This window comes from Bacillus sp. AF62 (assembly GCF_050312695.1).
GTDB classification, from domain to species: Bacteria; Bacillota; Bacilli; order Bacillales; family Bacillaceae_G; genus Bacillus_A; species Bacillus_A cereus.
The window spans coordinates 79,048-95,565 of record NZ_JBNPJZ010000084.1; the positions used below are offsets into that span (position 1 = coordinate 79,048).

The window sequence follows — 16,518 nt, forward strand, 5'->3', positions numbered from 1 at the left end:
TCTATCACTTACAGAAACGCTTTTTAAGCAATATAGCGTTTTTCCTTAATAAGAACAATAAAAAAACGTCTCATACGAAATGAGACGTTTTTTTATGCTAATAGCTGGATAACCAACTTATTCACAAGTGATCCGTCTGTTTTACCTTTTACTTTCGGCATAACAGCAGTCATCACCTTACCCATATCTGCTTTAGAAGTCGCACCAACTTCAGAAATAACTTGCTTGATTACATCAACTAGTTCTTCTTCAGTTAATTGCTCTGGCAAATATGCGCTTAAAATCTGAATTTCACTTTGCAGTTTATTAACAAGGTCTTCACGACCAGCTTTTTTAAATTCAAGGAGGGAGTCCTTATACTGTTTTACTTCACGAGCTAAAACTGTTACTTCCTCTTCTTCAGTAAGAGTATGTTGCAGTTTAATACCTTCATTTTGTAAAGCAGCCTTAACCATACGAATAACGGTTAATTTTTCTTTTTGTTTATTCTTCATCGCTTGTTTCATATCATCGTTTAAACGACCGAGAAGACTCATAACTTACACCCTCTCTTAGAATTTACGCTTTCTTGCCGCTTCAGATTTCTTCTTACGTTTTACACTTGGTTTTTCATAAAACTCGCGCTTTCTTGCTTCAGCAAGTGTACCAGTTTTAGAAACCGATCTTTTAAAACGGCGAAGTGCATCCTCCAAAGACTCGTTTTTACGAACGACTGTTTTTGACATTCTCTTTCCCTCCCTCCGAAACATCACACTTACATACTAACTTCAGCATGCAAAAAGAAACACTTCTTCAGCATGTCTTTTACGATTATAATACATTTTATCACTTCAGGTCAACTATTTGGCAGAATAAAAGAAGAATAGAAGCATTTCCTTTTCAAAAGTTATACAAATAGCTAGTATCCTTCTTTCATGAAGACAACTATATTTTTATCATTTCAACTTTTTTCATACAGGGATGCACGAAACGCCTCTCCACCTTCTAGTACTTAACCGCTTCAAATAAAGAAAGCATGCAAACCGTTTCCGGTTGCACGCTCTTTTTTATGCGCTTGCTGATTCTTTTTTCACATCATCTTCAATAACACGAACAAATTGCGCTTCGTTATATGGATAGCCAGCTTTCGTAATTTTCACTTTCACTAGCTTACCAATTAATTCTTCTGATCCTTCAAATACAATTTTCAAGTAGTTATCTGTATACCCTACATATAACCCTTCACGGTCGCCGTCTTTAAATTGCTCTTCTGGAATGATTTCAAGCACTTCACCTTCAAACGCTGATGCATATTCTTTCGCTAATTGATTAGATAGCTCAATTAAACGATGAACACGATCGTTCTTCACATCTTCAGGAACTTGATCTTCCATGCGTGCTGCAGGTGTTCCTGTACGTTTTGAATAAGGGAACACGTGTAACTCAGAGAAGCGGTTCTCTTTAATGAAATTGTATGTTTCCATGAATTCTTCTTCTGTTTCACCTGGGAAACCAACGATTACGTCAGATGTAATCGCAAGGCCTGGTAACGCTTCTTTCAAACGATCTAAACGCTCTTGGAAGAATTCCATCGTATATTTACGACGCATACGTTTTAATACAGTATTAGAACCAGATTGCAACGGAATATGCAAGTGACGTACAACTACTTCAGATTTATCTAACACTTCAATTACTTCATCTGAAATTTGACTCGCTTCAATAGAAGAAATACGAAGACGTTTTAATCCGCCTACTTCCGCTTCCATATCACGAAGTAATCCAGCTAAGTTATAATCTTTTATATCTTCGCCGTATCCACCTGTATGAATACCCGTTAATACGATTTCTTTATAGCCTGCATCCACTAATTGTTGTGCTTGTTTAATAACCTCTTTTCCATCACGAGAACGCATTAAACCACGCGCCCAAGGAATGATACAGAATGTACAGAAGTTATTGCAACCCTCTTGTATTTTTAAAGACGCACGTGTACGATCCGTGAAATAAGGTACATCAAGTTCTTCGTACACACGTGTTTTCATAATATTGCGGACAGCATTAATTGGTTGACGCTCTTTACGGAATTCTTCGATGTAACCTAACATCTTTTCACGATCCTGTGTACCAACTACAATATCTACACCTGGAATCGCCATAATTTCAGCTGGAGATGTTTGTGCATAACATCCCGTTACGCAAATAACTGCATCTGGATTTTGACGCACAGCACGTCTGATTACTTGACGGCTTTTTTTGTCCCCAGTATTCGTTACTGTACATGTGTTAATAACATATACATCAGCTTTCTTTTCATATTCTGTTCTTTCATAACCACCTTGTTTAAACAATTGCCAAATGGCTTCTGTTTCATAGTGGTTTACTTTACAACCTAACGTATGGAACGCAACAGTTGACATTGATCATCACCCCATCAATTCAAAATGATACGAAGCAGCACTTAACGCGTATAACGGCGCCGTTTCTGTTCTTAAAATTCTTGGTCCTAAACTACATGGTACAAATTTATGTTCACGAAGCGCTGTAATCTCTTCCTCAGCTAAACCGCCTTCTGGGCCAAATACAATCAATAGCTTTTGACCTGGTTTCATTGTCGTTAAAGCTTTCGCAAAATTAGATTTCTCGCCTTGTTTCGCTTCCTCTTCGTAAGCAACAAGACAAACATCATACTCACCACTCATTGTAAGCAGTTGCTTAAATGATGCCGGAGCATGTACTTCCGGAATTTCACTTCTATGTGATTGTTCCGCAGCTTCTTTCACAATTTTTCTTAAACGCTCAACCTTTTTATCAGCTTTTTTCGCATCCCATTTTACGATAGAGCGAGATGCTTGAAATGGTAAGAATGCAGCTGCCCCAAGCTCAGTTCCTTTTTGAAAAATCAACTCTAGCTTGTCTCCTTTTGGCAGTCCACTTGCAATCGTCACGAAAACAGGAAGTTCACTTGACGCCTCTACCCATTCTACAATAGCCGTATTAATAAATTCACTGGTAATTTCATCAATTGAACATACTGCTGTTTTTCCGTTTACACAGCAATAAATTTGATCGCCAGCTGTCATACGCATTACTCTCGCAATGTGATGTACATCATCACCTACAATGCGAATTTTTGCTTCACTTACATGTTTTTCTTCTACAAAATAACGTTGCATATAATCACCTTAGTAGAGTTTCGTTCCTTTCGTAAGTCAACACTTACGAAAAGAACGAAACATTATCATTTTTCATATAACAAACGGCAAGTCCCTCACCTTATAGTGAGAGACTCCCCTTTTCATTATAGACTAAAATCTATATTACGCATTTCGTGCAATAATTGCTACCCAATCTTCCATTCGTAACACTTCTTCAATTGTAAATCCAGCTTGTTCTAACGCCTCAGAAATTACTTTTTCCTTCGCAGCAATAATGCCCGATGTAATAAATAATCCACCTGACTTCACAACTCTCGCTGCATCTTCAGGGAATAAAAGAATAATTTCTGCTAATAAGTTAGCTACGATTAAATCAACAGGACCTTCAATACCTTCTAAAAGACTATTTTGCCCAACAGACACGATATCATCTGTTTTATTTAAACACACATTCATTTCTGCACTTTCAACTGCAACCGGATCTAAATCATATGCTTGAACAGAAGACGCACCTAATTTTGCCGCTGCAATACTAAGCACACCAGAACCTGTTCCTACATCAATGATAGTGTCACCTGGCTGTACTGTTTTTTCTAAAGCACGAATACACATCGTTGTTGTTGGATGAGTTCCTGTACCAAACGCCATACCTGGGTCTAATTCAATGATTTTTTCATCAGGAGAAGATGGTGTATATTCTTCCCACGTCGGTACGATTGTGAATGTATCAGAAATTTGTACTGGATGGTAATATTTTTTCCAAGCAGTAGCCCAATCTTCTTCATTGACTTCGTTAACGGTAATATTTCCAGTACCAATTTCAATGTCGTAAGATGGAAGCACATCAATAGATGATTTTACACCTGCAATCGTTTCATGTAAAGAATCCGTTTGCGGGAAATATGCTTTTATTAATACACCTTCCGCCGGATATTCATCTGGATTCAATGCATAAATTTCACCATATTGTTGCTCGCGCTCTTTCGTTAACTCCGCTGGATCCTCAATCGCAACTCCGCTAGCACCAGCTTCATGTAAAATATGAGAGACAGCTTCTACTGCTTCTTCTGTTGTATGAATACTAATTTCTGACCATTTCACAATTTACCAACTCCATTTTTTATTTCCATTATTCCCCTTTGAAAGCACGTTTAAGCTTTCCGAATAAACTATCATCCTGCTCTTCTTGTCCTGCAAATTCACGTAATAAATCTTTTTGCTGTGAAGTCAATTTCGTCGGTACAACAACACGAACGACTACATATTGATCTCCTTGGCCGTATCCACGTACGTTCGGAGCACCTTTTCCTTTTAAGCGGAATTCTGTTCCAGTTTGTGTTCCTGCTGGAATTTTCAGCTTCACTTTACCATGAACAGTAGGAACTTCCACTTCATCACCAAGCGCCATTTGCGCAAATGTTAATGGCATTTCGCAAATAATGTGATCTCCTTCACGCTCGAAGAATTCATGATTTCTTACATGAACGACAACATATAAGTCTCCTGCTGGTCCGCCATTTACGCCGGCTTCACCTTTTCCAGACACACGAATTTGTTGACCATTATCGATACCCGCTGGAATTTTAACATTGATTTTTTTACGCTTACGAACTTTACCTGAACCGTGACATGTCGTACATTTTTCTTTAATAATTTGTCCAGTTCCTGAACAATGACCACAAGCTTGACGGTTTACGATACGACCAAACGGTGTGTTTTGTTCTACACTCACTTGACCAGAGCCTGAACAATGTTTACATGTTTCTTTTGAAGTTCCTGGTTTTGCTCCACTACCTTTACAAGTATCACATGGATCTTCTACTGGAATTTCCACATTTAATTCCTTACCAAAAATAGCTTCTTCAAAATCTAAAGTGACTTGATATTGTAAGTCAGCACCTTGGCGCGGAGCATTTGGATCACGACGTCTGCCGCCGCCACCGCCAAAGAAAGAACTAAATATATCTTCAAAACCGAAGCCACCGCCGAAGTCTCCTCCGCCGCCAAATCCACCGAATCCTTGATTTGCACCAGCATGACCAAATTGATCGTACTGCGCACGCTTTTGATCATCACTTAACACTTCGTATGCTTCTTGTACTTCTTTAAACTTTTCAATTGCATTTTCTTCTTTGCTTACGTCTGGATGGTATTTTTTAGCCAAACGACGATACGCTTTTTTTATTTCATCTGTTGAAGCGCCCTTGCTAAGTCCAAGGACCTCATAATAGTCTCGTTTACTCATAAATTTACAACCCCCGAATCTTTCACATAAACGTAATTTTAACACCGAAAGAAAGTGCTTTGCAACAAAGTTTCCTCACTTACAGTATGCAAAGCGAAAAACTTAAGATCCTCACACATCGCTTCTCATTCGTGAAAAAAGCCAAAGTCAAGGCACGCTTGACTTTGACTTTTTGTCATCTTACTTATTATGTTTACAGTTGAATTACTTGTCTTCTTTTACTTCTTCAAACTCAGCGTCAACTACATTGTCTTTCTTCGTGCCAGCGTCTTGTGCACCTTGCGCACCTTCTGCTTGACCAGCAGCTGCTTGAGCTTGCTCGTATAATTTAACAGTTAATTGTTGTACGATTTCTTGTAAAGCATCTTTTTTCGCACGAATTTCTTCAAGCTCGTTTTTCTCAATTGCAGCTTGTAATGCTTCTTTCGCTTCTGTTGCTTTTGCAACTTCAGCTGCATCTACTTTACCTTCTAAATCTTTTACAACTTTGTCTGTTTGGAATACAAGTTGGTCAGCTTCGTTACGAAGTTCAACTTCTTCCTTACGTTTTTGATCAGCGTCAGCATTTGCTTCCGCTTCTTGTACCATACGTTCTACTTCTTCATCAGAAAGACCTGAAGAAGATTGGATTGTAATAGCTTGCTCTTTGCTTGTTCCTAAGTCTTTCGCACGTACGTTAACGATACCGTTCGCATCAATATCGAATGTTACTTCGATTTGTGGAATACCACGTGGTGCTGGTGGAAGGTCAGTTAATTGGAAACGACCTAACGTTTTGTTGTCAGCTGACATTGGACGCTCACCTTGTAATACGTGAATGTCTACTGCTGGTTGATTATCAGCAGCTGTCGAGAATACTTGTGACTTACTTGTTGGAATTGTAGTGTTACGCTCGATTAATTTCGTGAACACGCCACCCATAGTTTCAATACCTAAAGAAAGTGGAGTTACGTCTAATAATAGAACGCCTTCTACATCACCAGTAAGTACGCCACCTTGAACTGCAGCACCTAATGCTACAACTTCATCAGGGTTTACACCTTTATATGGCTCTTTACCAGTTTCACGTTTAATAGCTTCTTGTACAGCTGGGATACGAGTAGATCCACCAACAAGAATAACTTTATCTAATTCGCTTGGAGCAAAACCAGCGTCTTTTAATGCACGACGAGTTGGCTCTAATGTTCTTTCAACAAGACCTGCTGAAAGCTCTTCGAATTTCGCTCTTGTTAACGTTAATTCTAAGTGTAATGGACCAGCAGCTCCAGCACTAATGAATGGTAATGAAATTTGAGTTTGTGTTACACCAGAAAGATCTTTTTTCGCTTTTTCAGCTGCATCTTTCAAGCGTTGAAGCGCCATTTTATCTTGGCTTAAATCAATGTTATTTTCTTTTTTGAACTCAGCTACTAAGTGATCGATGATAACTTGGTCAAAGTCATCGCCACCAAGACGGTTGTCACCAGCAGTTGAAATAACTTCGAATGTGCCGTCTGCTAACTCAAGGATAGATACGTCAAATGTACCGCCACCTAAGTCATATACTAAGATTTTTTGTTCTTCGTCTTGTTTTTCTAAACCGTAAGCAAGTGCTGCTGCTGTTGGCTCGTTAATGATACGCTCAACTTCTAAACCAGCGATACGACCAGCATCTTTCGTTGCTTGACGCTCTGCATCGTTGAAGTATGCAGGTACTGTAATAACAGCTTTCGTTACTGTTTCACCTAAGTATGCTTCAGCAGAAGCTTTTAAGTTTTGTAAAATGATTGCAGAAATTTCTTGAGGTGTATAATCTTTACCTTCAACTTCTACTTTGTAGTCTGTACCCATATGACGTTTAACAGACATGATTGTATTTGGGTTTGTAATTGCTTGGCGCTTTGCAACTTCCCCAACTTGACGTTCTTCATTTTTGAAAGCTACAACAGAAGGTGTTGTACGGTTTCCTTCTGGATTTGGGATAACCTTTGGTTCTCCACCTTCCATAACAGCTACACAAGAGTTTGTTGTACCTAAGTCAATACCGATAATTTTACTCATGGCGAATCCTCCTAGTTTTATGTAAATTATTGATTTACTTTTACCATTGATGGGCGAATCACACGGTCTTTTAATTTATAACCTTTTTGGAATTCTTCCACAACCGCGTTTGATTCAAATTCACTATCTTCCACTTGCATAATAGCTTGGTGTTCATTAGGATCAAACTGTTTACCAACAGCTTCAATCACTTCCACACCTTCTTTAGTCAGCGCTTCTAACAATTGACGATGCACCATTTCCATACCTTGTAACAAGGATTTCGTTTGCTCATCAGTCGCTTCCACTTGCATTGCTCTTTCAAAATTATCAAGAGCTGGCAAGATGTCTGAAACTAGACTTTGTGCTCTATATTTTTCAGCAGCCTGTTTATCCATTTGGACACGGCGCTTATAATTTTCAAAATCAGCTTGTAGACGTAATGTGCGACCTTCCGTTTCCGTTAGTTTCGCTTGTAACTCATCTACTTTTTCTTGTAAAAGAGCAGCCTCACTTTTTTCTTCTACAGTTTCTTCACTGTTTTCTGGCGTGACAGCTTCTTCAACTTGCGCTTCTTTTACTTCTTCTACCACTTGTTCGTTACGCTCTTCCACAATATTCACCTCCTTAAAAGGTATTAGGTATCATGCATAGCATGATTACCTAAGCATTATATATTACACACAGCAATGAAAATTTCATCACTTGAGCGAATGTATTACTCTCATTTACTTTTTAAGTCCATCAGTAAATTGTCTCGTAAATAACTGTAACAAACTAATTACACGAGAATATTGCATTCTCGTAGGACCTAAAATAGCAATTGTTCCAAGTTGCTCTTCGCCGATCGAATATGTTGCAGAAATTAAACTGCAATCCTCCATAGCCGTCGAAGTGTTTTCCCTACCAATTTTCACTTGAATCCCGACTTGTTTATGACGCAAAATGTCATAAAATTCGGCTTCATTATCAATCATGGTAAGCAAAGATCTAACCTTTTGAATGTCATGGAACTCTGGCTGCGAAAGCATATTTGCTTTTCCTCCAAAGTATATCTTTTCCGATAACGGAACTTGAAATGTACCATCTAACATTTTTATTGCACTATCGTAATTATGAACATACCCACGTAAAACTGTAACAATTTCCTTAAAGATTTTATTATGAAGTTCTTCCATCGGTACGCCAGATAGCTTTTCATTTAAAACATTAACCATTTTTTCTAAATCTGATAAATCAACAGATTCCGGAACGGTAATCGTTTTACTTTGTACATGCCCTGTATCAGTTACAATAATAGCGACTGCAGTTTGACGATCAAGCGGCACAATTTGTACATTTTTAAGTTTATTTGTACTTAACTTCGGTCCAAGAACAATGGCCGTATAATTCGTAAGTTCTGATAAAATTTGAGCAGATTGCTGTGCAATTTTTTCCGCTTCAAAAATTCTTTCAGCAAATAAATCTTTAATTTGTACAATTTCAGCGTTCGGTAAGTTTTGCGGCGCTAAAAGATGGTCTACATAAAATCGGTAGCCTTTCTCAGAAGGAACACGTCCAGAAGAACTGTGCGTTTTTTCAATAAAACCTAATTCTTCTAAGTCCGCCATTTCATTTCGAATAGTAGCTGAACTAAATGTGATTTCATCTTTTTTAGCCAACGTTCTAGACCCAACAGGCTGCGCTGATCCAATAAAGTCATCAATAATTGTTTGTAAAATTAAGAGCTGACGTTCCGTAAGCATCTCATCATCACCTCTGTTAGCACTCTTTGTCTTTGAGTGCTAAATCTATTAATAACTTACCAAAATTGACATTCAATTGTCAACGGAAACGTCACGAAATAATGAAACTTTTTCACGCCTATGGAACATTTAATTAGTCAATCAAAAATGATTGGAATACTTCATTCCCTAATAATTTTCCTTTTCGCGTTAAACGCACATGTCCATTTTCCTCTTCAAGTAATCCTTGTTCTTGATTGCTTTGTAACTGCTTCGCGAAAACTTGATCCATCTCCACATTAAATTTATTGCGGAATGCCGTTTTAGAAACACCTTTTGTTTTTCGAAGTCCTAAGAACAGTTCTTCTTCCATTCTTTCTTTCTCCGTCACCTTATGAACATCTAAATACGGAAATCCTGTTTCATCAATTTTATTAAAATATTGCTTCAGTGGACCTACATTTTGAATACGTTCCCCATTCACATAACTATGAGCTCCAGCTCCAAAGCCATAATACTCTTCATTATTCCAGTATGTGAGATTATGTCTACTTTTATTGTCACCTTTTGAGAAATTACTAATTTCATACTGGTTATAACCGTGTTTCTCCATTTCATCCATTACCATTTCATACATTTTAGCTTCATGGTCTTCACCCGGAAGACGCAATTTCCCTTTATTCATTAAGTTATAAAACACTGTTTTAGGTTCCACAATTAATGAATATGCCGAGAAATGTTGTACACCAAGCGTAAAAGCAATGTCTAATGTTTCCTTCACATCTTCTATCGCTTGTCCTGGCAAAGCATAAATAATATCTACATTAATATTTTTAAAGCCTACTTCCTGAGCTTCTCGAATTGCTAGGAATGCATCTTCCCTCGTATGCTTGCGCCCGATTTTCTCAAGCAGTTCATCACGGAATGTTTGCACACCAAAACTAATTCGATTCACTCCACCTTCTAGTAGTACATTCAACTTCTCTTTCGGTAGATCTCCTGGATTCGCTTCAAATGTCAATTCACAATTCGGAGCAAACGGACGCAAATGACGATTAATAATCTCGAGTAATTTTTTTGTCTGTTCCTTATTTAACGCTGTCGGAGTTCCACCGCCCACAAAAATCGTTTTCATACTATCAAACGGCACTTTTTGAACCGTATTTATTATTTCCTTCTCTAAATAATCTAAATATTGATCAACCGGTTGGCGTTCAATAAACACTTTATTAAAATCACAATAGTGACAAATGTGCTGACAAAACGGAATATGAATATATGCAGCTTGTACCAAATATAACTCCTACCTTTCTAAAAAGAAAACCTCCGCACTCCGGAGGATTCTCTACTTCTCTAACGTATTACGAATTTGTTCCATTCGCATTTTTCCCCAATCATACATCATTTCAACGATCGGTAAAAGTGACATGCCTAGTTCCGTCATATAATACTCAACACGAGGAGGAATTTCGGGATATACTGTTCGATCAACAATCCCATCTTCCATTAACTCTTTTAATTGGTTCGACAAAACTTTATGAGAAATGCTTGGGAATAACCGTTGTAATTCACTAAAACGATGAGGCCCTTCCACACCAAGATGCCACAGTATCACAACTTTCCACTTTCCACTAATAATAGAAAGCGTCAATTCCTTTTCACAATTAAAATTGCCATTTTGTATTTTATCTTGAATATCTTTTCGAATATTTTCGGACATTAACAATCTCCTAACTCTATATGAACTAAAAAGCTCTCTCATTATTGTAAATGAGAGCTGCTCAGATGTCTAAAAAGTAATTATACAGAAAAAAGAAGCCGCACAAACGACTTCTTTTTTATTTCAAATATTAGTTGTCATCCATTTTCAGTACAGCCATGAATGCCTCTTGTGGCACTTCTACAGAACCAACAGACTTCATACGTTTTTTACCTTCTTTTTGCTTATCAAGAAGTTTACGCTTACGAGAAATGTCACCGCCGTAACATTTTGCAAGTACGTTTTTACGCATCGCCTTAATTGTAGAACGTGCTACAACTTTATTTCCGATAGTCGCCTGAATTGGTACTTCGAACTGTTGTCTCGGAATTAATTCTTTTAATTTCTCTACAATTACTTTACCACGGTCATACGCTGAATCACGGTGTACGATAAATGATAAAGCATCCACTTGTTCATTATTTAAAAGAATATCCATTTTCACAAGTTTAGATGGTTTATAACCAATTAACTCGTAGTCAAATGATGCATACCCTTTCGTATTTGATTTCAATTGATCGAAGAAGTCATATACGATTTCTGATAACGGGATTTCATATGTTAATGTAACACGCGTTTCATCTAAATATTGCATATCAATAAACGTTCCACGTTTACCTTGGCAAATTTCCATTACAGCTCCAACATAGTCATTCGGAACCATAATTGAAGCCTTCACAAACGGCTCTTCTACACGATCGATAGACTGTGGATCTGGCATATTAGATGGATTATCAACAATAACATCTTCACCGTTTGTTAAATAAACTTTATAAATAACGCTTGGCGCTGTTGTAATTAAGTCAATCTTAAATTCACGTTCAATACGTTCTTGAATGATTTCCATGTGAAGAAGTCCTAAGAATCCACAACGGAAACCAAATCCTAACGCTTGAGATGTTTCTGGTTCAAACTCAAGAGCAGAATCGTTTAACTCTAATTTTTCTAACGCATCACGTAAATCGTTATAACGAGCAGAATCAATTGGATACAGCCCACAGAATACCATCGGGTTTAATTTACGGTAACCTGGTAACGCCTCTGCAGCTGGACGTTTCGCATGTGTAATCGTATCACCAACACGTGTATCACCTACGTTTTTAATAGATGCTGCTAAGAAACCTACATCACCTACTGTTAACTCGTCACGTTGCGTAGTTTTCGGTGTAAATACACCTACTTCTGTTACTTCAAATTCTTTACCCGTTGCCATCATACGTACTTTATCGCCAACTTTTACCGTTCCATTTACAACACGGATATAAGCAATTACACCACGGTACGGATCATATAAAGAGTCGAAAATCATACATTGTAACGGCTCTTCTGAATCACCTGCCGGAGCTGGTACTTTTTCAACAATTTGTTCTAAAATTTCTTCAATACCAATTCCAGCTTTCGCAGAAGCAAGTACCGCTTCTGATGCATCTAAACCAATTACATCTTCTACCTCTTGACGTACACGTTCTGGATCCGCACTTGGTAAGTCGATTTTATTGATAACTGGTAAAATTTCTAAGTTGTTATCGAGCGCTAAGTATACGTTCGCTAACGTTTGAGCTTCAATACCTTGCGCTGCATCTACTACAAGAATCGCGCCTTCACAAGCCGCTAAACTACGAGATACTTCGTACGTAAAGTCGACGTGTCCTGGTGTATCAATTAAATGAAGAATATATTCTTCACCATCTTTTGCTTTATAGTTTAATTGAACTGCGTTTAATTTGATTGTAATACCACGCTCACGCTCTAAATCCATAGAGTCAAGCAACTGAGCTTTCATTTCGCGTTGTGTTAACGCATTTGTTTTCTCTAAAATACGGTCTGCTAACGTTGATTTTCCGTGGTCAATATGAGCAATAATAGAGAAATTACGAATTTTGGACTGTCTTTTTGCTCTTTCTTCTTTGTTCATCTATGTTCTCAACTCCTAATAGTCTCGCCAATATACACTAGCACTGATTATATCAATAGAGCAACAAAGATTCAATGAAAACTCGTGCTGCTTACGATACAAATCATTCTATCTATATCTTATGCGAATAAACCATAAGAGACAAACCCTTTTCAAATTTTAAAACGGTTGTCTTACAAATCAGTAAAACAACCATCTCCCATGCTACTCTTAGCTAAAAATCCCCTTTATTTTCCCAACAACTATATCCGTTCCGAACTTCGTCATTTCATAAGCTACACTTGCTACCGCCATCCCAATTCCTTCTACAACATTAAAACTTCTTAAACGTTCTAATTGTTGTTGTTTTTCTGAAGCTGAAAACGAACTACCCAAAATTTCTGATTCAACACCTGTACTCTCTGTCCCTGTCATATGAGCTATTTGTTCATACGACAATTGCCGATAACCTTTCATACTTTTCAAACCATGATTAGCAAGTGACACTCCTGCTATCATCATAAGTAAACATAAAGCTACACTACATATACACAAAAGCGCAAAACGACTCAAACCATTATCATCTTTCTCCCTCAATGTGTATACGCTCCCGTATTATCTTGATCAATTTGATGATGCAGCGCTGCATTTAAACCACTCGCTATTACATTCGCCATATCCTCAATAAAAGTATCTACTTCTTTTGGGGTCACCATTAAGTTATGACCAAGGGGCGATAGCACTTCATAAATCAACCTTCTTTTTTCTTCTTCTTCTAACGTACCAACAGCACCTAAAAACATATTTCGGCTCTTTTCATCTGGCATATCTTCTTCTGTTAATTTTTTCTTTTCTCCAAATGAAAATCCCGCTGGTAACAAAGATCTTGAAGGTTTGTTTCCTTCTTTCATCTCTCGACCAAAATGTTTCAAAATAAAATCAATTGTATCACTTGTAATCGAAACGGCATCGACCACAGTCGGAACACCAATTGCGATAACAGGGATACCTAATGTCTCGTTACTTAGTTCCTTACGTTTATTCCCAACCCCTGATCCAGGATGGATTCCAGTATCAGAAATTTGTATCGTGCTATTTACTCGTTCAATAGAACGAGCAGCTAATGCGTCAATCGCAATTACAAAGTCTGGATTTGTCTTCTCAATAATCCCATAAATAACATCGCTCGTTTCGATGCCTGTAATCCCCATTACCCCCGGCCGAATTGCACTAACAGGCCTGAATCCTTCTTCTACACTTTCAGGCTGCAATTGAAACAAATGTCTCGTTACTAATACATTTTCTACAACTATTGGCCCAAGAGCATCCGGTGTTACATTCCAATTCCCAAGGCCTACAATTAAACAGCTCGCTTCTTTTGTAACACCAACCTCTTCTAAGAAATAAGAAAATTCTTTTGCAAAAATACGCTCCACTTTTTGTTGAAGTTCTGTATCTTGCTGACGTATACCTTGTACTTCAAGCGTTAAATAATTTCCAGGTTTTTTACCCATCGCTTCAGAGGCAGCTTCATCAATTGTTACTTTTGTAATTATAGTACCTTCTTCTTCCCTCTCTTTTACAATTACCCCCTGTATCCCTTTTTGTTCTTCTTGGCTTTCTTGCAACATTTGATGAGCTTCTACAGCAAGGTCAGTTCTAACGCTATATTTACTTAAATCCAATGGTTCTTTCATCGTATCTCCTCCGTAATTCATAGTAAATATCGTTAGATTTCCCAAAGTTATATAAGGTCATTCTTTCCTTTACGTGAAATTTCATGGATATACTATTGCAATTCTCTTCACCGTTTGATAGAATATCACTTGTTCTATGTAAGAATCGAGTCATTCGATTGCACCAGGGAGGTGAAAAGTATGGCAAACATCAAATCTGCTATCAAACGCGCTAAACTTAGCGAAGAGCGTCGTGCACATAACGCTTCTATCAAGTCTGACATGCGTTCTGCTGTTAAAACTGTAGAAGCTTTAGTTACTAATAACGATCTTGAAAATGCTAAAGAAGCTTTCAAAACTGCTTCTAAAAAACTTGACAAAGCAGCTCGTAAAGGTCTTATCCACCAAAACGCTGCATCTCGTCAAAAATCTCGCTTAGCGAAACAAGTAAACGCGTAAGGCGTTTAAAAAACGATCCATTTGGATCGTTTTTTTATATACAAAAAAAGTTCATGCACTAGGTACATGAACTTTTTTGTGTCATCACATATGATTTAATCGCATTAAGAAAAACTCGAGCACAAGTTTCTTATCCATCTTTCCCGTCTTCATACTATAATCAGCTTCTGCTAATTCTATAATCACTTTTTTTAATTCTTCAAAAGAGAAAAATTTCGTTTGATTCATCGCCAATTTTACACGATACGGATGTACACCAATATGAGATGCAATTTGATTTTGCCCATAACCACGTTGCTGTAACTCTTTCACTTGATACAACAAACGGAATTGACTCACTAATAACGCAAGCAATTTAATCGGCTCTTCCTGCTGCGTAAATAATCCATCCAAAATTCGCATTGCACCTGCAATATCTTTTTTCACCACTTTTTCTGTCAAAGCAAATACATTTTGCTCAACTGATTTTGGCACAAGCTCTGCAACAAGTTTCGTCGTAATCTCTCCGCCCATACCAACGTATAACGTTAACTTGTCCATTTCCTTCGCCAACATCGTTACATTACTTCCCACAAGCTCTAGCAATAAACTAACAGCCGCGTTATCAATGTGCACATGCACTTCATCTGCACGAGCAATAATCCACTTCTGAACATCCTGCACTTGCATCGCATTCGCTTCTACTACATCTGCTGTTTTCTTTAATAGTTTTGTAATTTTTTTTCGCTCATCAAGTTTTTCGTAAGGCGCAACAAAAACAAGAATAGAAAATGGAGAAGGTTCACCAATGTATTCTTCTAAAATTTTTATATTTTGCTCTAACTTTTCTTTTTGCGAAGTCAGAAATAGCGGTGATTTTATTACCAGTACTTTCCGTTCTCCAAAGAAAGGAAGCGTACGCGCATCCTCAACCACATCTTCTAAATATGCTTCTTCCAAATCGTATGTCACAACATTAAACTCTCGATCTTCTTCTTCAAGTGCTTCTGTCGTAATAAGCTTTATCGTTTCATTTATAAAAAAAGCTTCCGTTCCATATAGTAAATATAACGAAGCAAACTGTTTCTTTTTAATTTTTTTATGTATATCACTCATACTTTTTCCTACTCCCTAACTTGGCAATATATATTTATACTAATGCCCTAGCTTTTGTTTTACAAGTACAAAGGAACAGGCTTTATAACCCGTCCCTTTATTTATATTAAACGCCACGCAATAAGCCCCGGGTTTCTTATTGGTGTGCGGTAATCACCTTCCCTTTATTATTCACAATAAAAATTCGAGTATAAGTGCCAACTGTTAACATGCTTGGAAACAAAAAACTCACGTTACTTCATGATCTAAAAGTAGCAAAAAAGCTCATTTTCTCTTCATATGGAAATTGTAGATTTTTTTCTGACAATATTCTATACTAAAGTGGAATGTTGGGGAGGGATTCTAAATGAATGATTTTGAACAAAACGTTCAAAGTAAACGCAATGACGCTATTGATTCAGGGGTAGGATTTATCGTCTCATTTGGTTTTTTCGCAACACTTTTCATCATTGCAACTGTTATTAAATTTATCGGTTCTTAAAGGCTGCCACTTCATGGCAGTCTTCTCTT

The 16,518-nt window shown here is 37.5% G+C and carries 17 protein-coding genes; 2 read left to right on the forward strand and 15 right to left on the reverse strand.

Features of this window, described 5'->3' with window-relative positions; genetic code table 11:
* Positions 1–92 precede the first annotated feature (92 nt).
* The 14 genes from ACQRBL_RS21465 to gpr all read right to left on the reverse strand — a co-directional run bounded on the left by ACQRBL_RS21465 (position 93) and on the right by gpr (position 14,475).
* Positions 93–536, reverse strand: a complete 444-nt coding sequence (locus ACQRBL_RS21465; protein ID WP_000054582.1) for a GatB/YqeY domain-containing protein — start codon at positions 534–536, stop codon at positions 93–95.
* Between the two features lie 15 nt (positions 537–551).
* On the reverse strand, positions 552–725 hold the full coding sequence (rpsU, locus tag ACQRBL_RS21470) for a 30S ribosomal protein S21 (RefSeq protein ID WP_000048061.1): 174 nt from the start codon (positions 723–725) through the stop codon (positions 552–554).
* 321 nt (positions 726–1,046) lie between these two features.
* A complete protein-coding gene (gene mtaB, locus ACQRBL_RS21475; protein ID WP_000108678.1) occupies positions 1,047–2,399 on the reverse strand; it encodes a tRNA (N(6)-L-threonylcarbamoyladenosine(37)-C(2))-methylthiotransferase MtaB in 1,353 nt (450 codons plus the stop codon).
* A 6-nt stretch (positions 2,400–2,405) separates the two neighbouring features.
* Positions 2,406–3,155, reverse strand: coding sequence for a 16S rRNA (uracil(1498)-N(3))-methyltransferase (locus tag ACQRBL_RS21480; protein ID WP_001190142.1), 750 nt, complete (start codon positions 3,153–3,155; stop codon positions 2,406–2,408).
* A gap of 144 nt (positions 3,156–3,299) precedes the next feature.
* Entirely contained in the window at positions 3,300–4,238 is a 939-nt protein-coding gene (gene prmA, locus ACQRBL_RS21485) for a 50S ribosomal protein L11 methyltransferase (protein ID WP_411995638.1), read from the reverse strand.
* A 28-nt stretch (positions 4,239–4,266) separates the two neighbouring features.
* The gene (dnaJ, locus tag ACQRBL_RS21490; RefSeq protein WP_000043947.1) at positions 4,267–5,382 is read right to left on the reverse strand and encodes a chaperone protein DnaJ; all 1,116 of its coding nucleotides are present in this window, start codon (positions 5,380–5,382) and stop codon (positions 4,267–4,269) included.
* A 204-nt stretch (positions 5,383–5,586) separates the two neighbouring features.
* Positions 5,587–7,422: a chaperone protein DnaK gene (gene dnaK / locus ACQRBL_RS21495; RefSeq protein ID WP_000034701.1), complete on the reverse strand. Its 1,836-nt coding sequence runs from the start codon at positions 7,420–7,422 to the stop codon at positions 5,587–5,589.
* A 26-nt stretch (positions 7,423–7,448) separates the two neighbouring features.
* Positions 7,449–8,015 carry a nucleotide exchange factor GrpE gene (gene grpE, locus ACQRBL_RS21500; RefSeq protein ID WP_000392711.1) on the reverse strand — a complete coding sequence of 189 codons (567 nt, stop codon included), beginning with the start codon at positions 8,013–8,015 and terminating at the stop codon, positions 7,449–7,451.
* Positions 8,016–8,129: 114 nt separating this feature from the next.
* Positions 8,130–9,146: a heat-inducible transcriptional repressor HrcA gene (gene hrcA / locus ACQRBL_RS21505; protein ID WP_000954942.1), complete on the reverse strand. Its 1,017-nt coding sequence runs from the start codon at positions 9,144–9,146 to the stop codon at positions 8,130–8,132.
* 133 nt (positions 9,147–9,279) lie between these two features.
* Positions 9,280–10,419, reverse strand: a complete 1,140-nt coding sequence (gene hemW, locus ACQRBL_RS21510) for a radical SAM family heme chaperone HemW (protein WP_411995639.1) — start codon at positions 10,417–10,419, stop codon at positions 9,280–9,282.
* Between the two features lie 51 nt (positions 10,420–10,470).
* Positions 10,471–10,845, reverse strand: coding sequence for a winged helix-turn-helix transcriptional regulator (locus ACQRBL_RS21515; protein WP_001293539.1), 375 nt, complete (start codon positions 10,843–10,845; stop codon positions 10,471–10,473).
* 130 nt (positions 10,846–10,975) lie between these two features.
* Positions 10,976–12,799, reverse strand: coding sequence for an elongation factor 4 (gene lepA / locus ACQRBL_RS21520; protein WP_001030948.1), 1,824 nt, complete (start codon positions 12,797–12,799; stop codon positions 10,976–10,978).
* Between the two features lie 210 nt (positions 12,800–13,009).
* Positions 13,010–13,375 (reverse strand): YqxA family protein, encoded by a 366-nt coding sequence (locus ACQRBL_RS21525; RefSeq protein ID WP_097987088.1) that lies wholly within the window; start codon positions 13,373–13,375, stop codon positions 13,010–13,012.
* Complete coding sequence (gene gpr, locus ACQRBL_RS21530; protein WP_000662646.1) at positions 13,372–14,475, reverse strand: GPR endopeptidase; 1,104 nt, start codon at positions 14,473–14,475, stop codon at positions 13,372–13,374. Before gpr ends, ACQRBL_RS21525 begins: the two co-directional genes overlap by 4 nt.
* Before the next feature lie 180 nt (positions 14,476–14,655).
* Between gpr and rpsT the strand changes: the two genes are divergently transcribed.
* Positions 14,656–14,913, forward strand: a complete 258-nt coding sequence (gene rpsT / locus ACQRBL_RS21535) for a 30S ribosomal protein S20 (RefSeq protein WP_001274012.1) — start codon at positions 14,656–14,658, stop codon at positions 14,911–14,913.
* Between the two features lie 84 nt (positions 14,914–14,997).
* Here the strand turns inward: rpsT and holA are convergent, their stop codons facing one another.
* On the reverse strand, positions 14,998–16,008 hold the full coding sequence (holA, locus tag ACQRBL_RS21540; RefSeq protein WP_097919788.1) for a DNA polymerase III subunit delta: 1,011 nt from the start codon (positions 16,006–16,008) through the stop codon (positions 14,998–15,000).
* A 346-nt stretch (positions 16,009–16,354) separates the two neighbouring features.
* On the opposite strand from holA, the gene ACQRBL_RS21545 reads away from it, so the two are divergent.
* Positions 16,355–16,489, forward strand: a complete 135-nt coding sequence (locus ACQRBL_RS21545; protein ID WP_000997609.1) for a YqzM family protein — start codon at positions 16,355–16,357, stop codon at positions 16,487–16,489.
* The last annotated feature ends 29 nt before the right edge of the window (positions 16,490–16,518 follow it).

Excerpts from the sequence above, each read along its gene's own strand:
- lepA (WP_001030948.1), bottom strand. The coding sequence starts at position 12,799 with ATGAACAAAGAAGAAAGAGCAAAAAGACAGTCCAAAATTCGTAATTTC.
- gpr (WP_000662646.1), bottom strand. The coding sequence starts at position 14,475 with ATGAAAGAACCATTGGATTTAAGTAAATATAGCGTTAGAACTGACCTT.
- holA (WP_097919788.1), bottom strand. The coding sequence starts at position 16,008 with ATGAGTGATATACATAAAAAAATTAAAAAGAAACAGTTTGCTTCGTTA.
- dnaJ (WP_000043947.1), bottom strand. The coding sequence starts at position 5,382 with ATGAGTAAACGAGACTATTATGAGGTCCTTGGACTTAGCAAGGGCGCT.
- ACQRBL_RS21545 (WP_000997609.1), top strand. The coding sequence starts at position 16,355 with ATGAATGATTTTGAACAAAACGTTCAAAGTAAACGCAATGACGCTATT.
- ACQRBL_RS21480 (WP_001190142.1), bottom strand. The coding sequence starts at position 3,155 with ATGCAACGTTATTTTGTAGAAGAAAAACATGTAAGTGAAGCAAAAATT.
- ACQRBL_RS21465 (WP_000054582.1), bottom strand. The coding sequence starts at position 536 with ATGAGTCTTCTCGGTCGTTTAAACGATGATATGAAACAAGCGATGAAG.
- mtaB (WP_000108678.1), bottom strand. The coding sequence starts at position 2,399 with ATGTCAACTGTTGCGTTCCATACGTTAGGTTGTAAAGTAAACCACTAT.
- rpsT (WP_001274012.1), top strand. The coding sequence starts at position 14,656 with ATGGCAAACATCAAATCTGCTATCAAACGCGCTAAACTTAGCGAAGAG.
- rpsU (WP_000048061.1), bottom strand. The coding sequence starts at position 725 with ATGTCAAAAACAGTCGTTCGTAAAAACGAGTCTTTGGAGGATGCACTT.
- dnaK (WP_000034701.1), bottom strand. The coding sequence starts at position 7,422 with ATGAGTAAAATTATCGGTATTGACTTAGGTACAACAAACTCTTGTGTA.
- hrcA (WP_000954942.1), bottom strand. The coding sequence starts at position 9,146 with ATGCTTACGGAACGTCAGCTCTTAATTTTACAAACAATTATTGATGAC.
- ACQRBL_RS21515 (WP_001293539.1), bottom strand. The coding sequence starts at position 10,845 with ATGTCCGAAAATATTCGAAAAGATATTCAAGATAAAATACAAAATGGC.